The sequence below is a fragment of the Micromonospora sp. NPDC049891 genome, assembly GCF_040660295.1.
GTDB lineage: Bacteria > Actinomycetota > Actinomycetes > Mycobacteriales > Micromonosporaceae > Micromonospora.
In genome coordinates, this window is record NZ_JBFAML010000006.1 from 34,063 (window position 1) to 51,116 (window position 17,054).

At 70.1% G+C, this 17,054-nt stretch carries 16 protein-coding genes; 4 read left to right on the forward strand and 12 right to left on the reverse strand.

Going from position 1 to position 17,054, the window contains the following annotated elements; genetic code table 11:
• Positions 1–92 precede the first annotated feature (92 nt).
• The 5 genes from AB0I71_RS10185 to AB0I71_RS10205 all read right to left on the reverse strand — a co-directional run bounded on the left by AB0I71_RS10185 (position 93) and on the right by AB0I71_RS10205 (position 5,767).
• Positions 93–1,121, reverse strand: coding sequence for a dipeptide ABC transporter ATP-binding protein (locus AB0I71_RS10185; protein ID WP_357582970.1), 1,029 nt, complete (start codon positions 1,119–1,121; stop codon positions 93–95).
• A complete protein-coding gene (locus tag AB0I71_RS10190; protein WP_357582972.1) occupies positions 1,105–2,142 on the reverse strand; it encodes an ABC transporter ATP-binding protein in 1,038 nt (345 codons plus the stop codon). The genes AB0I71_RS10185 and AB0I71_RS10190 overlap by 17 nt, the downstream gene beginning before the upstream one ends.
• 7 nt (positions 2,143–2,149) lie before the next feature.
• Positions 2,150–3,106, reverse strand: coding sequence for an ABC transporter permease (locus tag AB0I71_RS10195; protein WP_357582974.1), 957 nt, complete (start codon positions 3,104–3,106; stop codon positions 2,150–2,152).
• 36 nt (positions 3,107–3,142) lie between these two features.
• Positions 3,143–4,081: an ABC transporter permease gene (locus tag AB0I71_RS10200; protein ID WP_357582976.1), complete on the reverse strand. Its 939-nt coding sequence runs from the start codon at positions 4,079–4,081 to the stop codon at positions 3,143–3,145.
• Positions 4,082–4,162: 81 nt separating this feature from the next.
• Complete coding sequence (locus AB0I71_RS10205; protein ID WP_357582978.1) at positions 4,163–5,767, reverse strand: ABC transporter substrate-binding protein; 1,605 nt, start codon at positions 5,765–5,767, stop codon at positions 4,163–4,165.
• 430 nt (positions 5,768–6,197) lie between these two features.
• On the opposite strand from AB0I71_RS10205, the gene AB0I71_RS10210 reads away from it, so the two are divergent.
• Entirely contained in the window at positions 6,198–7,058 is an 861-nt protein-coding gene (locus AB0I71_RS10210; RefSeq protein ID WP_357582980.1) for a bifunctional methylenetetrahydrofolate dehydrogenase/methenyltetrahydrofolate cyclohydrolase, read from the forward strand.
• Positions 7,059–7,138: 80 nt separating this feature from the next.
• Entirely contained in the window at positions 7,139–8,089 is a 951-nt protein-coding gene (locus AB0I71_RS10215; protein ID WP_357582982.1) for a malate dehydrogenase, read from the forward strand.
• A gap of 60 nt (positions 8,090–8,149) precedes the next feature.
• Here AB0I71_RS10215 and AB0I71_RS10220 read toward each other — a convergent pair whose 3' ends face one another.
• Positions 8,150–8,935: a TetR/AcrR family transcriptional regulator gene (locus AB0I71_RS10220; protein ID WP_357582984.1), complete on the reverse strand. Its 786-nt coding sequence runs from the start codon at positions 8,933–8,935 to the stop codon at positions 8,150–8,152.
• Between the two features lie 81 nt (positions 8,936–9,016).
• Between AB0I71_RS10220 and AB0I71_RS10225 the strand changes: the two genes are divergently transcribed.
• Together AB0I71_RS10225 and AB0I71_RS10230 are read left to right on the forward strand one after the other, a co-directional pair.
• A complete protein-coding gene (locus AB0I71_RS10225; protein WP_357582986.1) occupies positions 9,017–9,415 on the forward strand; it encodes a VOC family protein in 399 nt (132 codons plus the stop codon).
• A 182-nt stretch (positions 9,416–9,597) separates the two neighbouring features.
• Positions 9,598–10,815 (forward strand): NADP-dependent isocitrate dehydrogenase, encoded by a 1,218-nt coding sequence (locus AB0I71_RS10230; protein WP_357582988.1) that lies wholly within the window; start codon positions 9,598–9,600, stop codon positions 10,813–10,815.
• A 321-nt stretch (positions 10,816–11,136) separates the two neighbouring features.
• Here AB0I71_RS10230 and galT read toward each other — a convergent pair whose 3' ends face one another.
• The 6 genes from galT to AB0I71_RS10260 all read right to left on the reverse strand — a co-directional run bounded on the left by galT (position 11,137) and on the right by AB0I71_RS10260 (position 16,968).
• Positions 11,137–12,213: a galactose-1-phosphate uridylyltransferase gene (gene galT / locus AB0I71_RS10235; protein ID WP_357582990.1), complete on the reverse strand. Its 1,077-nt coding sequence runs from the start codon at positions 12,211–12,213 to the stop codon at positions 11,137–11,139.
• Complete coding sequence (locus AB0I71_RS10240) at positions 12,210–12,998, reverse strand: DeoR/GlpR family DNA-binding transcription regulator (protein WP_357582992.1); 789 nt, start codon at positions 12,996–12,998, stop codon at positions 12,210–12,212. The genes galT and AB0I71_RS10240 overlap by 4 nt, the downstream gene beginning before the upstream one ends.
• Before the next feature lie 93 nt (positions 12,999–13,091).
• Complete coding sequence (gene cysC, locus AB0I71_RS10245; protein ID WP_357582994.1) at positions 13,092–14,621, reverse strand: adenylyl-sulfate kinase; 1,530 nt, start codon at positions 14,619–14,621, stop codon at positions 13,092–13,094.
• Positions 14,622–14,820: 199 nt separating this feature from the next.
• Positions 14,821–15,402 carry a DM13 domain-containing protein gene (locus AB0I71_RS10250; RefSeq protein ID WP_357582996.1) on the reverse strand — a complete coding sequence of 194 codons (582 nt, stop codon included), beginning with the start codon at positions 15,400–15,402 and terminating at the stop codon, positions 14,821–14,823.
• 46 nt (positions 15,403–15,448) lie between these two features.
• Complete coding sequence (locus tag AB0I71_RS10255) at positions 15,449–16,291, reverse strand: hypothetical protein (RefSeq protein WP_357582998.1); 843 nt, start codon at positions 16,289–16,291, stop codon at positions 15,449–15,451.
• The gene (locus AB0I71_RS10260) at positions 16,198–16,968 is read right to left on the reverse strand and encodes a glycosyltransferase family 2 protein (protein ID WP_357583000.1); all 771 of its coding nucleotides are present in this window, start codon (positions 16,966–16,968) and stop codon (positions 16,198–16,200) included. Before AB0I71_RS10260 ends, AB0I71_RS10255 begins: the two co-directional genes overlap by 94 nt.
• Between the last annotated feature and the right edge of the window lie 86 nt (positions 16,969–17,054).

Genomic DNA, 17,054 nt, shown 5'->3' on the forward strand with positions numbered 1-17,054 from the left:
GCTGTAGACCCTAGTGAGTGAGCAGGGGATCGCCATCCGTCATCGGGTGCTTCTTCGATGCCGCAGTATCCACTGGGGAGGGAGGTTCTGGCTCACCCTCCCGGGCGGAGTTCGGCGAAGTGGCAGGCCGAGGGGTGTGGGTCGGCGGCACGCAGCACCGCCTGCGGGTCCTGGGTGGCGCAGATCTCCTGGGCCTTCCAGCACCGGGTACGGAAGTGGCAGCCGCTCGGCGGGTCCGCCGGGCTGGGCACGTCGCCGGTCAGCCGGATGATGTTGCGGTGTTCCCGGGCGTCCGGGTCCGGCACCGGTGCGGCGGAGAGCAGCGCCTGGGTGTACGGATGGGTCGCGCGATCGTAGATCTCGTCCTCGGTACCGATCTCCACGATCCGGCCGAGGTACATCACCGCGATCCGGTCGGAGATGTGCCGCACCACCGACAGGTCGTGGGCGATGAAGATGTAGGACAGGCCCAGCTCGTCCTGAAGCTCCTCCAGCAGGTTGATCACCTGCGCCTGGATGGAGACGTCGAGCGCGGAGACCGGTTCGTCGCAGACGATCACCTCGGGCCGCAGCGCCAACGCGCGGGCGATGCCGATGCGCTGCCGCTGGCCGCCGGAGAACTGGTGCGGATAGCGGTTGATGTGCTCCGGGTTCAAGCCGACGACGTCGAGCAGTTCCTGGACGCGACGTTGGCGGCTGCCCTTCGGTGCCGCCTCCGGGTGGATCTCGAACGGTTCGCCGATGATGTCGCCGACGGTCATCCGCGGGTTCAGCGAGGTGTACGGGTCCTGCATGACCATCTGCATGTTGCGCCGGATCCGGCGCAGCTCACCGCCGGAGGCGGCGAACAGGTCCTGGCCGGCCAGGGTGGCCCGGCCGGCGGTGGGCTTCTCCAACCGCATCAGCAGCCGGGCCAGGGTGGACTTGCCGCAGCCCGACTCGCCGACGATGCCCAGCGTCTCGCCCCGGCGTAGCTGGAAACTCACCCCGTCGACGGCCTTGACCGCCCCGGTCCTCTTCTGGAACAGCACGCCCTGCGTGATCGGGAAGTGTTTGACCACGTGGTTGACGTCGAGGAGCGTCTCGCCGCGGACCGTGGTCGGGCTAGCCGGCGCGGTCATCACGTACCTCCTGGGCGAAATGGCACGCGCTGGTCCGGCCGTCGCCGAGGACCAGGTCGTGCGGCACCACGTCCAGACAGACCTGCTGGACGTACGGGCACCGGGGGTGGAAGGGGCAACCGCTCGGAATTCGCATCAGGTTGGGCGGCAGGCCGCGGATCGTGGACAGCTTTCCGCCCCGCTGGTCCAGGCGCGGGATCGAGTTCAGCAGACCCTTGGTGTACGGATGGGCAGGCGCCCGGTACAGCGATCGGACGTCTGCGTGCTCGACGATCCGGCCCGCGTACATGACCGCGATCCGGTCCGCGACGTCCGCGACCACGCCGAGATCGTGGGTGATCAGGATCATCGCCATGTCCAGGTCCCGCCGCAGGTCGGCGAGGAGGTCCATGATCTGGGCCTGCACGGTGACGTCAAGCGCGGTGGTGGGCTCGTCGGCGATGAGCACCTTCGGCTCCATCGCCAGGGCCATCGCGATCATCACCCGCTGCCGCATGCCGCCGGAGAACTGGTGCGGGTAGTCACCGAGACGTCTCGACGCCGCGGGGATCTGCACCAGGTCCATCAGTTCCACCGAGCGGCGGCGGGCGTCCGCGCGGGACATCCCGAGTCGCTGGCGGAGCGTCTCGCCGATCTGCCAGCCGACCGGGAAGACCGGATTCAACGCGGAGAGGGCGTCCTGGAAGATCATCGCGATCTCCCTGCCCCGGATCTGCCGACGTTGCGCCTCCGGCAGGCTCAGCAGGTCCTGCCCCTGGTAGCGGATCTCGCCCGAGCTGACGTGTGCCGGCGGGGTGTCCAGGATGCCCATGATGGCCTGGGCGGTCACGGACTTGCCGGAGCCGGACTCGCCCAGCACGGCGAGCGTCTCACCCGGGTTCAGGTGGTAGCTGACCCCATTGATCACCTTGGCCACGCCCTCGCCGGTGCGGAACTCGACGTGCAGGTCGCGTACCTCCAGCAGGTGTCCGCCGGGCGGGGTGGGCGAGGCCGGCGTCGGCCGGACGGCGTGCTGACTCATGAGCGCCTCACCGGAGCTTCGGGTCGAAGGCGTCGCGGATCGCGTCGCCGAGCATGATGAAGGCCAGTACGGTAAGCGCCAGGAATGTCGACGGGACCACCAGCGGGGTCGCCGACTCCCGCATGTGCACCCGACCGTTGTTGATCTCGATGCCCCAGGAGATGGTCGGCTCCCGCAGCCCGATGCCGAGGAAGGACAGCGTCGCCTCGGCGGCGATGAACGAGCCGAGCGCGATGGTCAGCACCACGATGGCCGGGGCGAGTGCGTTCGGCAGGATGTGCCGCCACATGATGCGGCCGTTGCCGGCCCCCAGCATCCGGGCCGCGGCCACGTAGTCCTGCTCCCGGGCGGTGATCACCGAGGAACGCACCACCCGGGCGGCGGTGGTCCAGCCGAGCACCGCCAGCACGAAGATGACCGCGGCGACGCGTACCGTGGCGCTGTCGCTGCCGACCCGCTTGAGCAGGACGATCGCGGCCAGCAGCAGCGGGATGCCGAGCACGATGTCGATCACCCGGGAGAGCACCGCGTCGACCCAGCCGCCGAAGAATCCGGCAAGCATCCCCACGACCAGCGCGATCAGGCCGGTGAACAGGGCCGAGAGCGCGCCCACCAGCAGCGAGGCGCGGGCGCCGTAGACCGCCCGGGCGTACGTGTCGCAGCCCTGGAAGTCGTATCCGAAGATGGCTCCGCCGGAGGGTGCCGCGTGCTGCCGGGACAGTACGCAGTCGGCGGGGTCGTTGCTTGTGAACAGGCCCGGCACAGCGGCCATCGCGGTCACCAGCAGCACCAGGATCAGGCTGATCCAGAAGATCGGCTTGCGGCGCAGGTCGCGCCAGGCGTCGCCGGCCAGGCTGCGCGGCTTGCGGGGCTGGCCCACCTGGTTTGGCGTACCGGGTTCCCCGGAGGGACCGCGCCGCGCGGCCTGGTTCTCCGAAGCCGCCACCGTCTCGAAATCACTCATGCCGGCACCTCGATGCGCGTGGTGCGGGTTCGGCGGTCACTCATAGCGGATCCTCGGGTCCAGGACGGCGTACAGGATGTCCACCACCAGGTTGGAGACCAGGTAGACCACGACGAGCACGCTGACGATGCCCACCACAAGTGGGCCGTCCTCGGTGCGGATGGCGCGGAAGAGGTTGAAGCCGACGCCGGGGATGTTGAACACGCCCTCGGTGATGATCGCGCCGCTCATCAGGTTGCCGACCTCGACGCCGAGGAACGTGATCACCGGGATGAGCGAGTTGCGCAGCACGTGCACGCTCACCACCCGCCGGTTCGGCAGGCCCTTCGACCGGGCGGTGCGTACGTAGTCGGCACGCAGGTTCTCGGCGACCGAGGTACGGGTCAGCCGCAGCGCGGTGGCCAGGGAGAGCGAGCCGAGCACGATGCCCGGCAGCAGCAGCGCGAAGAAGTCCGGGTCGGCACCGGCGGTGGGCGGGAAGATCTGCCACTTGACGCCCAGGAAGTACTGCGCGAGCGGGGCGAGCACGATCGTCGGAATACCGAGCACCAGCAGGGTCAGCAGCAGGGTGGCGTTGTCGAAGATGCTGGCCCGCCGGATGCCGGCGAGCACGCCCGCGGTGACGCCGAAGATGACCGCGACCGCGATGGCGATCAGGGCCAGCCGGATCGTGATGGGCCAGGCGGCGGCGAGGATGTCGCCGATCGACCGTCCGGTGAGCGACTCGCCCAGGTCGCCCCGGAGCAGGTTGGAGATGTAGTCGAAGTACCTGTAGAAGAAGCCACCGACCCCTGTCGCGTCCAGGTGGTACTTCTCCGTGAGGTAGGCCCGCTGTGCGGCGGTGACCGGACGTTCACCGGCGAGGGCCTGGATCGGGTCGCCCTGACCGGCGAACATCAGGGCGTAGACGATCAGCGTGGTCCCGAAGAACGCCAGGACCATCTGGAGCAGACGCCGCACGATGAAGCGGAACATACTTGGCAGTCTCTCTGAAAAGGCGCGAACCGCGTGGCGGGTCGGGTCACCTCGCGATGACCCGACCCGCAGGCGTTCGTGTTACTTGATGGCCTCGATCTTGATCAGGTCGATCCGGTCGAAGAGATCCATCTCGACGTTCTTGACCTTTGTCGAGTGACCGAAGTTGTTCTGGCCGAACCGCAGCGGTACGACCGGCAGGTCCTCGGCGAGCAGGTCCTCGGCCTCCTGGTACTTCTTGATCGCCTCCTCCTCGCTCGGGGCGCTGGCGCCCTCGGCGAGCAGGCGGTCGAAGTCCGGGTTGCTGTAGCCGTAGTAGTTCGACGAGCCGTTGGTGCTGTACAGCGGACCCAGGTAGTTCTCCATGGACGGGTAGTCCATGATCCAGCCCATCCGGAACAGGCCGACCGGCTGCTTGGCCTTGACCTTCGTCAGCAGGTCAGCGAACTTCGGCTCGGCGCTGCCGACGCAGTCCACGCCCAGGTTGGCCTTGAGCTGGTTGCAGGTGGCGTCGATCCAGTCCTTGTGGCCACCGTCGCCGTTGTAGGACAGGGTGATCTTCGACGGGCCACCCGCGGCCTGGTAGAGCGCCTTGGCCTTGGCCGGGTCGAACTCGCCCGCGGCACCGACGGTGTTCTCCCGGTAGCCGGCGACGGCGGGGGAGACGAACGAGCGGGCCGGCTGCTGCGAGTCCTTGAAGATCGACCGGGTGATCTCCTCGCGGTCGATCGCCATCGAGATGGCCTTGCGCACGTCCGGGTTGCTGAACTCCTCCTGGAAGGTGGGGAACGCCAGGAAGTGCAGCGACGACGCCGGGCTCTGGAGGAACCGGTCGCCCAGGTCGGTGCCGGCGGTGGAGAGGTTCTCCGTCGGGATGGTCTTGATCACGTCGAGGTTGTCCGACAGCACGTCCGCGTACGCCGCGGTGAGCTGCTGGTAGATCCGGAACTCGACGCCGGCCACCTTCGGCTGCTCGCCGGGGAAGGCGTCGTACCGCTCGACCTCGACCTTGGCGTCGTGCTGCCAGGTGCCCTTCATCTTGAACGGGCCCTGGCCGATCGGCGCCTGCTCGTAGCCCTCGGCCAGCTCACCGGGTGCGGAGAAGGCGGCCTCCGGCAGCGGGTAGAAGGCGGTGTAGCCGAGCATCGCCTTGAACTCGCTGTACGGCTGCGCCAGCGTGACGGTGAAGGTCAGGTCGTCGACCTGCTTCAGCCCGCTGAGCGTCTTCGCCTTCGGGCTCTCACCCTGAAGGTCGTCGTAGCCGGCGATCTTCTCGAAGAAGTAGCTGGAGTTCTGCCCGTTCGGCGCGTACGCGCCGTAGTTCCAGGCGTCGACGTAGTTGTCGGCGGTGACCTTCTCGCCGTTGTGGAAGGTGTAGCCGTCCTTGAGCTTGATCGTCCAGGTGGTGTTGTCCTCGGACGTGATCGACTCGGCGGCCACCTCGTACGGCTTGTGGGCCTCGTCGTAGTCGACAAGCGGGCTGAACAGGGCGGCGAGCACCTGGGAACCGCTCGTCTCGTTGGTGTTTGTCGGCACCAGGTGCTGCGGCTCGGCGATCTCGATCCGCACGGCCGCGTTGGGGTCGCTCTCGCCGGATCCGCCGTCGCCGCCCGAGCCGCAGGCCACCAGGCCCAGGGTCACCGCGAGCGGGAGGGCGGTCCAGGCGGCAAGCCTACGAACACGCATCTAGCCTCCTCATCTCCATTACGCTGCGCAGTCGGGCCCGGCATTGGGTGACGCTGCGCAACGACCGGCAACGGTAGGTCGTATGCCGCGACTCGGCAACGTAGCGGTTGCGAAGGGGTAACGGAACGCCACCCCCGGCCTTGTCGGGTTGACAGCCGCGTGCTACGCGCCCTGCCGATTTCCCGCCTTGACGTGCGGAGATGTGGCCGGTTGGGGGGCGTCAGGACAGTACTGGGGTGCCTGGGGTGGCTCGTCATGATCGCCGGATTGCGGACCTTCGTACCTCGACGTCCGGATCTGCTGTGCTGTGCTCCACAAATCGTCACGCTAGGTGACGAACGACACCTCACGCAAAGTAGTCTGTTCGGCCGATCGGGCAGGTCGTCGAGGTCGGGGGAGCCGGTGCCGACGGGCGTGAGACGATCTGCTCGTGACGGCGACGCTTCTGGACGGCAAGGCGACCGCGGCCGAGATCAAGGACGAGTTGCGGGCGCGGGTCAAGGCGCTTGCGGAACGGGGCACCGTGCCAGGGCTCGGCACGGTCCTCGTCGGGTCCGATCCGGGCTCGCAGGCGTACGTCAACGGCAAGCACCGGGACTGCGCCGAGGTCGGCATCGCCTCCATCCGCCGGGAACTGCCGGCCGACGCCAGCCAGGAGCAGGTCGACGAGATCCTGGCCGAGCTGAACGCCGATCCGGCCTGTCACGGCTACATCGTCCAACTGCCGTTGCCGGCACACCTGGACACCCAGCGGGTGCTGGAGCTGATCGACCCGGACAAGGACGCCGACGGCCTGCACCCGGTCAACCTGGGTCGCCTGGTGCTCGGCTACGACGCGCCGCTGCCCTGCACCCCGCGCGGCATCGTCGAACTGCTCCGTCGGCACGACGTGCCGCTGCGCGGTGCCAACGTGGCGGTGGTGGGTCGGGGCAACACCGTCGGACGCCCGCTGGGGCTCCTGCTGACCCGGCGCAGCGAGAACGCCACAGTCACCCTCTGCCACACCGGCACCCTCGACCTGACCGCGCACACCCGCGCCGCCGACGTCGTCATCGTGGCGGCGGGCGTACCGGGCCTGCTCACCGCGGACATGGTCACCCCGGGCGCCGTCGTGGTCGACGTGGGCATCACCCGGGTGATCGGCCCGGACGGCAAGGGCCGCTACACCGGCGACGTGGACCCGCAGGTCGCCGAGGTGGCCGGCAAGCTGGTGCCGATGCCCGGCGGGGTCGGGCCGATGACCCGCGCCATGCTGCTCACGAACGTCGTGGAGCGGGCCGAACGCCCATAACCGTCCGCCCCTGGCCCGCTCGGTGCCAGGATGGCTGATACGGTCCGGAAAACCGACTGGTATCAGGGAGTGGGACGACCATGGGTAAGAAGGTCACTGTCGTCGGGGCCGGTTTCTACGGCTCCACCACCGCGCAGCGCCTGGCCGAGTACGACGTCTTCGACACCGTCGTGATCACCGACATCATCGAGGGAAAGCCCGCGGGCATCGCCCTCGACCTCAACCAGTCGCGTGCTGTGGAGGGCTTCGAGACCAAGGTCGTCGGCGTCACGACCGGTCCGAACGGTGAGGGCTACGAGGGCATCGAGGGCTCGGACGTGGTCGTCATCACCGCCGGCCTGCCGCGCAAGCCCGGGATGAGCCGGATGGACCTGCTGGAGACCAACGCCAAGATCGTGCGTCAGGTCGCCGAGAACGTGGCCAAGTACGCCCCGAACGCCGTCGTCATCGTGGTCTCCAACCCGCTCGACGAGATGACCGCGCTGGCCCAGATCGCCACCCAGTTCCCGCGTAACCGGGTGCTCGGCCAGGCGGGCATGCTGGACACCGCCCGGTTCACCAACTTCGTGGCGGAGGCGCTGGAGGTGCCGGTGAAGTCGGTACGCACCCTCACCCTCGGCTCGCACGGCGACACCATGGTTCCGGTTCCGTCGAAGAGCACCGTCGACGGCAAGCCGCTGCGCGAGGTCATGCCGGCCGAGCAGATCGAGGACCTGGTCGTGCGTACCCGCAACGGTGGCGCCGAGGTGGTGGCGCTGCTCAAGACGGGGTCGGCGTACTACGCCCCGTCGGCGGCGGCGGCCCGGATGGCGAAGGCTGTCGCGGAGGACTCCGGCGAGGTCATGCCGGTCTGCGCCTGGGTCGACGGCGAGTACGGCATCTCCGGTGTCTACCTGGGCGTGGAGGCCGAGATCGGCGCCCAGGGCGTCAAGCGCGTGGTGGAGACCGACCTCGACGCCGACGAACTGGCCGCTCTCAAGGAGGCCGCCGAGGCCGTCCGCGCCAAGCAGTCCGACGTCGCCAACATGTGAGTCACGCGCATCGAGCGCCCCACGACGTCGAGTCGTGGGGCGCTCGGCGTTTCGGCGGAGTCAGCCGTCGCCGGTGCGGCCCTGCCGTCCGGCGTCGATCAGGACACCCAGCCCGTCGAGCACCCGGGCAAGGCCGAACTCGTACGCGTGGTCGGGGTGGTACGCGGCGTTCTGGGCGGCTCCGGCGGCGGCGCCGACCCGGACAGCGGTCGGATACCGCCGCTCGTCGAGCACCTGAGCCAACAGCGGAGCGTTCGCCGCCCACCACTGGTCGTCGGTCCAGGCGCTGTCCCGGCGGGCGGATCGCGCCTCGCACGCCGCTCGGGACGCGGCCCGGACGAAGTCGAGGACGTAGGTCAACGCGGCGTCCCGGGCCACGTCGTCGAGGCCGGTGTCGTCGAAGGCGCGCAGCTCGTACTCGTACTTCGCCAGCTGGCCCGGCCCGAGCGGCGGCCGGCCGGTGGCGACCTCGGCCGCCCAGGGATGGGCGGTGAAGAGGTCCCGGTTGTCCGTCGCGACCGCCGCCACCCGCGTGCGCCACGGGTGGCCGGAGCGGTCCGGCCTGGGCATGCCGGCGTAGATCGCGTCCAGCATCAGGTCGAGCAGTTCGGCCTTGCCCGGCACGTACGTGTAGAGGGTCATCGGTGCCACGCCGACGGCCTGGGCGAGGGCCCGCATGGTCACCGCGTCCAGCCCTTCGGCGTCCGCCAGGGCGATCGCGGCGGTCAGGATGTCGTCGAGCGAGTGGCCCTGGCGGGGGCCACGGCGGGGCGCGTGGTCGGGCTGCCGCCAGAGCAGGCGCAGGGTGTGAGCGGGGTCTCCGCCTCCGGTGCGATGGTCGGGCACCCACCGATCTTCGCAGGTCGAATCGCCGTACGCTGTACGTTGTACAATGTACGAAGTAATCATTCCTCACAGGGGGTGCGCGTGCACATCACTGCATCGGCGATCTCGCTGAACGTCGAGGACGTGCCGGCCTCGGCCGCGTTCGTCAAGCAGCACTTCGGATTCCAGGAGCAGATGTCGGCCGAGGGTTTCGTCTCGCTGGCCCGGGACGATGCCGGCTTCAACCTGATCTTCCTCCGTACCGGGTTGGCCAGCCTTCAGCCGGAGAGCCTGCGGACGCAGCGGACGGAGGGAGTGATCGTCGCCTTCGTGGTGGACGACATCGATGCCGAGTACGCCCGGCTCACCGCCGCCGGTGTGCCGATCGCCACCCCGATCCAGACCGAGCCGTGGGGTGAGCGTTTCTTCCAGGTCGCCGACCCCAACGGGGTGATCCTTCAGCTCGTGCAGTGGGTGCACGGCCCGGAGGCCGCTGACTGATCCGGGCGATCGGCGCGTTGGTGTGTGCGGGGCCCGGTGGGGTATTGCTCCGCCGGGCCCGCACACGTCCGTGTCGCCGGCTTGCCGGCGCGGGGCCGACCGGTGGGCGCGACGTTCCTTGTCCGAGCCGATCCAGTACGCTCGTACTGCTTGAGCATGTCCCCTGAGAGGAGCGCCGGCCGATGGCGAAGATCAAGGTAAACAACCCGGTCGTGGAGCTCGACGGCGACGAGATGACCCGGATCATCTGGAAGCAGATCCGGGAGCAGCTGATCCTGCCCTACCTCGACGTCGACCTGCACTACTACGACCTCTCGATCCAGCACCGCGACGCCACCGACGACCAGGTCACCATTGACGCCGCAAACGCCATCAAGGAGCACGGCGTCGGTGTCAAGTGCGCGACCATCACCCCGGACGAGGCGCGGGTGGAGGAGTTCGGCCTGAAGAAGATGTGGCGGTCGCCGAACGGCACCATCCGCAACATCCTCGGCGGCGTGGTCTTCCGCGAGCCGATCATCATGTCCAACGTGCCGCGGCTGGTCCCCGGCTGGACCAAGCCGATCATCATCGGCCGGCACGCCCACGGCGACCAGTACAAGGCCACCGACTTCGTGGTCCCCGGCCCGGGCACGGTGACCATCACCTACACCCCCGCCGACGGCTCCGAGCCGGTCGAGATGGAGGTCGCCAACTTCCCCGGCGGCGGCATCGCGATGGGCATGTACAACTACGACGAGTCGATCCGGGACTTCGCCCGGGCCTCGTTCCGCTACGGCCTGGACCGCAACTACCCGGTCTACATGTCCACCAAGAACACCATTCTCAAGGCGTACGACGGCCGGTTCAAGGACATCTTCGCCGAGGTGTTCGAGAACGAGTTCAAGGCCGAGTTCGACGCCGCCGGCCTCACCTACGAGCACCGGCTCATCGACGACATGGTCGCCGCCGCGCTCAAGTGGGAGGGTGGCTATGTCTGGGCCTGCAAGAACTACGACGGTGACGTGCAGTCCGACACCGTCGCGCAGGGCTTCGGCTCGCTCGGCCTGATGACCTCGGTCCTGCTCTCGCCCGACGGCCGCACCGTCGAGGCCGAGGCCGCCCACGGCACGGTCACCCGGCACTACCGGCAGTGGCAGAAGGGCGAGAAGACCTCGACCAACCCGATCGCCTCGATCTACGCCTGGACCCGTGGCCTGGCCCACCGGGGCAAGCTGGACGGCACCCCGGCGGTCAGCGAGTTCGCCAACACGCTGGAGCAGGTCATCGTCGACACCGTCGAGAGCGGCCAGATGACCAAGGACCTCGCGCTGCTCATCTCGCGGGACGCTCCCTGGCAGACCACCGACGAGTTCATGAACACGCTCGACGAGAACCTGGCTCGCCGCCTCGCTGCCTGAGACCCGTTCACCGAGCCCGCCGGCCCGAGCGCCGGCGGGCTCGGTGTTTCCGGTACGCGGAACAGCGGCGTGTCGCGACAGGACGCGCGGTTCGGCGTCACTTCGTCCGGCGCGCCTCGTTGACCTGGGTGGACGAGATGCCAGTCCCGTCCTGGAAGGTTGACCGTCGCCACCGCGCGACGCGCGTGCCCAGCAGCCAGCCTTCCCGGCTGTCGAGTACAGCCAGCCGTCCCTTCCCTGCGGGGGGCCCTGTCCCGGGCCCCCCGCGCCCTGCTGTCCCAGGGTCCGCTGTTCTGGGCGGCGACCTGCGGGGGCAGTCCCTCACACCGCGCGCAGCAGCTCGGCGGCCCGTTCCGGGGCGATGTCGTTGATGAAGACCCCCATCGCCGACTCCGAGCCGGCCAGGTACTTCAGCTTGTCCGCCGCCCGCCGGACGCTGAACAGTTGCAGGTGCAGATGGCCCAGCTCGCGCTCGACGCGTACCGGCGCCTGGTGCCAGGCGGCGATGTAGGGCATGGGCGAGTCGAACAACCCGTCGAAGCGGCGCAGCAGGTCCAGGTAGAGCGGCCCGAACGCGTCGCGTTCCGGGTCGGTCAACGCCGGGATGTCGGGCACCGCCCGGTGCGGCGCGAGGTGCACCTCGAACGGCCACCGGGCGGCTGCCGGGACGTACGCCGTCCAGTGCTGGTTCGTCGCCACCACCCGCTCGCCGGTGGCCCGCTCGGCGGCCAGCACGTCGGCGTAGAGATTGCCGCCGCCGGTGCGTTCGGCGTGCCGGCGGGCCGCGCCCAGCAGCGACCGGGTCCGTGGGGTGATGAAGGGGTACGCGTAGATCTGGCCGTGCGGGTGGTGCAGCGTCACTCCGATCTCCACGCCCCGGTTCTCGAAGCAGAACACCTGCTCGACACCGGGCAGCCCGCCGAGCACCGTGGTCCGGTCGGCAAGCGCGTCCAGCACGGTACGCACCCGGCCCGGCGGTAGTGCGGCGAACGAGGCGTCATGGTCGTCGGTGAAGCAGACCACCTCGCAGCGCCCCTGTCCCGGTCGGGCCGCGGTGAACGGGGTGATCGCCGCCGGCTCCGCCACCACCCGCTCGCTCAGCGCCGGGAAACGGTTCTCGAAGACCGCGACCGCGTACTCGGGGGCCGGGATCTCGCTGAGCCGGTCCGCCGTCGAGGGGCAGAGCGGGCACTGGTCGGCCGGGGGAAGGAAGGTCCGCGTCTGCCGGTGCACCGCCAGCGCCACCCACTCGTCGGTGAGCGGGTCGTAGCGCAGTTGGGAGGCGGGTGGGGGCGGTGGCAACGGACGCCGGTCCGGCTGGTCCCGGACGGCGTCGTCGCGCTCGTCGAAGTAGATCAGTTCGCGGCCGTCGGCCAGGCTGATCGCCGTACGTTTCATCGTGGTGTCCCGCCTTGGAGGACCGGTACGACGATCAGCTCGCCGACCCGGTCGGTGAGCAGTCGTCGGGCCTCCGGCGCCAACCGGTCGTCGGTGACCAGTACGTCGGCCGTGCTCAGGTCGGCGATGGCGGAGATGCCCACCGTTCCCCACTTGGTGTGGTCGGCGAGCACCACCAACCGGTCGGCCGCCGCGACAAGCGCCCGGTTCGTCTCGGCCTCGGTCAGGTTCGGAGTGGTGAAACCGGTCCGCTCGGTTATCCCGTGCACGCCGAGGAAGAGCAGATCCAGGTGCAGGGTGCGGACGGCGCCGACGGCCAGTGGCCCGACCAGGGCGTCGGAGGGAGTGCGTACCCCGCCGGTCAGGACCACGGTCTGGTCGGCGCGGCCCCGCTCGTGCAGGATGTCGGCCACCGGCAGCGAGTTGGTCACCACGGTCAGCGCCGGCACGTCGACCAGATGCCGGGCCAGTTCGGCGGTGGTGGTGCCGGCGGAGAGCGCGATCGCGGCCCCCGGCCGGACCAACTGCGCGGCACGCGCCGCGATCGCCGCCTTCTCGGCCTGCTGGCGTACCGACTTCGCCTGGAAGCCCGGCTCGTCGGTGGCCCCGGCGACGGTGGCGCCGCCGTGCACCTTGGCGAGCAGGCCACGTTCGTGCAGCAGGTCCAGGTCGCGGCGGATGGTCATGTCCGAGACGCCGAACTCGGCGGCCAACTCGCCGACGCGCACGCCGCCGGTCACGCGGACCCGGTCGAGGATCGCCGCATGGCGTTGCTGCGCGAGCATCGACCCTTCCACACCTCACGTGAACGAACATCACCGAACAGAAACAAACACTAGCGTTCGGGGTCGATCACCGGAAGGGGCAGTGCTCCGGGATCAGAGCGCGGGCAGGCGGGGCTCCACCCAGCCGGTCTCGGTCAGCAGATGCAGGATCCGCTGCACCGCCTCGTCGACTGTGAGATCGGTGGTGTCCAGCACCAGATCCGCGTCGGTCGGCTCCTCGTACGGGTCGTCGATGCCTGTCATCCCGGTGAGCAGCCCGGCCCGGGCCCGGGCGTACAGGCCCTTGCGGTCGCGTCGCTCGCAGACCTCCAGCGGAGTGGCGACGTGCACCAGCACGAACCCCGCGCCCGCCGCCACCGCCATCTCCCGGGCGGTCGCCCGGGCCTGGGCGTACGGGGCGATCGGGCAGCAGATGCCGATCCCGTGGTGCCGGGCGATCTCGGCGGCGACCCACCCGATCCGGCGCACGTTCGTGTCCCGGTCGGCCTTGCTGAAGCCCAGCCCGGCGGTCAGCTCGCGGCGTACCACGTCACCGTCGAGCAGGGTGACCGTACGCTCGCCCTCCTCGCGCAGCGCGTCGGCGAGCCCCCGGGCGACCGTCGACTTGCCGGAACCGGAGAGACCGGTCAGGAACACCACCAGGCCACGGTGTCGCCGGGGCGGCCGGGCCCGGCTCAGCTCCTTCGCCACGGCCGGCGGGGTGTGCCACTCGGGCAGTGGGAAACCCCGGTCCAGCAGGTCTTCGATCTCCGCCTGGCTGAGCGCCAGTCGCCGGTTGCGGGGCGGGATGTCATCGCGCCACCGCCACTGACCGTCCCGGTTGTCGTAGGCCAGCTCACGGGGCACCAGCACCCGCAGCCCGGCCCCGGAAAGCATCTCGCCGGTGGAGAGCAGGTGGGTGACGCCGTACGCGGCGGAGACCCGGGCCAACAGCAGGGCGTCACTGATCTCGTCGCGTCGCCGGGAGAACGGCACGGCGACCAGGGTCGCCGGTGGCATCCGGTCCCGGGCGGCGAACACGCTGCGCACCAGCGCCTCCGGCGGCAACCCACCGGTGCCGTCCTCACCCACCGGGATCATGATCAGCAGGTGAGCGCTCAGGGTGCGTACCGCGTGCGCGATCTGGGCCAACTGCGGCCGGTGCAGTGGGCGGTCGGCGACCACCCCGAGCACCCGGCCGGGTGGCAGCATCGCGCGAATCTCCTCGGGCGTACGCCGCAGCCGCTGGAACGGACCGTGCCCGCCGTCGCCCAGCCGGTGCACGGTGCCACCGACGCCGGCCACGCCGTCCCGGATCGTCCAGACGTCGGCCACCTCCAGGGCTGCCATCGGCGCGCCCTCACTGTCGGTGAGTACGAGCGTCCGGCGGTCCGGGTCGGCGAGGTCGAGCTGCTGCACGAGCGTCGCGGGCACCTGGAGGGGTACCGCGACCGGCCAGGGGGCGCCGTCGACGAGCCGGCCCCGGCGGCTGACCGAAACCAGGTCGGCCCGGGTCATGAAGCCGGCCAGCGGCGCGTACGCACCGATCAGCAGCAGCTCGAGATCCGCGAGCTCACCGGGACGCGGCGTGTACGTCGGCGCCTCCCGCAGCACCTCGTCGGGCAGCACCCACCCGTTGCTCATCAGACCCCCAACTCCGGCGACCGGCACACAGTTTCGCAGCCGGTCGCCGATCGGTCGAGAGCGCCACCACGCACACCGGGCCGACGGGGTCGAGGGCGTCGCCCGTCGACCCGTGAACCGGCTGCTCGGCGCGGTCAGCGACACCGGTGGCGAGGGCCTGTCGCCGGCCGCCCCGCGACGTCGTCCGCGCTCGACCGGCTCAGCCCAGCGCGGCCGCCCCGAACGAGACCGCGAAGCGCTTGCACCAGATGGAGACGCTTGTCAGGTCGGTCAGCTCGACATCGTCCGGGATCGCGTAACCCTGGTCCCCGCGATTGCCCTTGAGCCGCCCCAACTCGACCCAGCGGCCGTCGTCGAACACGTGCCACCCGGCCCGGCCCTCGACGACCGGCTGGTCGGTGAGCCAGACCCGCAGGTCCGGGCCGTTGGAGGTGTTCAGCCCGACCAGTTCCAGCCGGTGCCGCCCGTCGGCGGTACGCACGATCCGCGCGCCCCCGGAGGTGTCGTGTTCGTGACTGATGAAGTCGCCGGAGCTGACAAGTGTCGCCGTGGCGGCCTCGGTGGCCGCCGGGGAAGCCGACGCACCGGAGCTGTCCGGCGCGGCCGAGCCCGACGGGGTGCCGGGGCTGGCCGGGGTGGCGACAGTTGTCAGTCGCTCGGCCACCTCGGCGTCGGTGAGCAGCTTCCAGGGCTGGAACCAGTACAGCCCGAAGGCCGAGCCGGCGGCCAGCACGGTGATCGCGATCCACGTCAACGGGGTGCGGAACAGGCGACTGATCATGCTGCCAGTCTTTCGCGGTGGTGGCGCCGTGTCAGCGGCGCAAACCTTACGAAGTGCGAACCGATTGCCCGGCGCTGCGGCCGAGCCGTTGCCGCACGGCCCGCTTCAGGCGTTGCCACGGCCCGGCCCGGGGAGCCGGCGGAGCCGGACGGGGCGGCGGACGCTTGTCGACCACCACCGGGCGGTCGCCGTCGGCGGTACACGACACGGCCAGCGGCAGCTTCGCGTCGACCTCGCACCCGGAACCGGTGAGCCGCGCCGTGAGGATCCACTCACCCCGGGTACGGCCGCCGTTGAGGGCGCGGAAGTCGATTGTCGTCCGCCCCCGCCACATCAGGCGCAGCCCGCCCCAACGATGCGGTACGCGATCGACCTCGAAATCCACAGGCAGGTAGAACTCGTCGCCATCGTCCACCCGTCGGGCGACCACGTCGAGCCGGGGCCGGCGCAGCTCGTCGGTGCCCGCCAGCAACTCGTCCGAGCAGTCGACCAGCTCGACGGGAACCTCCTCGACCGGCAGGTCCAGCAGCTCCCGACCGTCCGGCGTGCGGTCGTACGAGACCGGCCGGTCGCCGCTGCGGAGCCGGCCGCTGACCGTGAGGACCAGCCGGTGGCCCGTCAACTCGTACGTCTTGAGCCGGACCCTCGCCTGGATGCCGGCCTCCCACTCGGCGATGCGGAACAGGTCCTCGACACGTCCCCGCTCGACCAGGCCGGCGATGGTCCGTTCCACCGCCGGCAGCCCGGCGGCCACGCCCGGCGCGAAGCGTTCCCGGATGGTCCGCCGCACCTCCGTCACCACCTGGTCGACCCAGTCGCGAGGCGCGTCGCGCAGCCGGGTGCCGCGCAGCCGGCGGACCATCTCGATGCGCAGCCACCGCTGGTGCAACCGGTCACGCAACGGACCCGGCTCGGTGTGCGCGTCGACGATGTCGAGGACCTCACGCAGGCTGCCGAAGTATCCCGCCGGCTCGATCCGAGCGGCGGTGAGGTTGTTGCCCGGGTGACCAGGTGATGATCCTCCAGCCGTTTGCGGCCCTCCTCCGGGAACCGCAGGTCGTGCTGTGACAGGAACGCCCGGCGGAACATCTTGTGGCAGGTGAGGCTCTCCATCAACGGTGCGTCGGCAAGCGTGGCGTCGGGCCGGTTGACCCGGAACAGCTCCCGGGGCACCGAGCGACCGTGTCCGGCCATCCTGCCGATGGCGATGTCCGCGCCGTTCTCCGCGGCGTACCCGTACAGCCGGGCCAGTGCCTCGTCGGCGAGCCAGTCGTCGTCGTCGACGAACTGCACGTACTCACCGCTGGCCTGCGCCACACCCAGGTTGCGCGGGCGTGACGGCCAGCCGGAACGCTCGGCGTGCAACACGTGAAAGTGCCTGTGGGCGGCGGCCAGCGCGTCCAGTCGGGCCGGCGTCGCGTCGGTGGAACCGTCGTCGACGAAGATCACTTCGAACTCGTTCGCCGGCAGCGACTGACGCAGCAACGACGCGACGAGCCGGTCCAGACACTCGCCGGGGTTGTACGTCGGCACCACCACGCTCACCCTGAGGGCCCCAGCGGTCATGGCTCTCCCGTCACCCGGCGTGCCGCCGCGCCGGGCGGACGGTGAGGTCCATTGTGTAACAAACAGCCCGTTCCCGGGGGACAGGC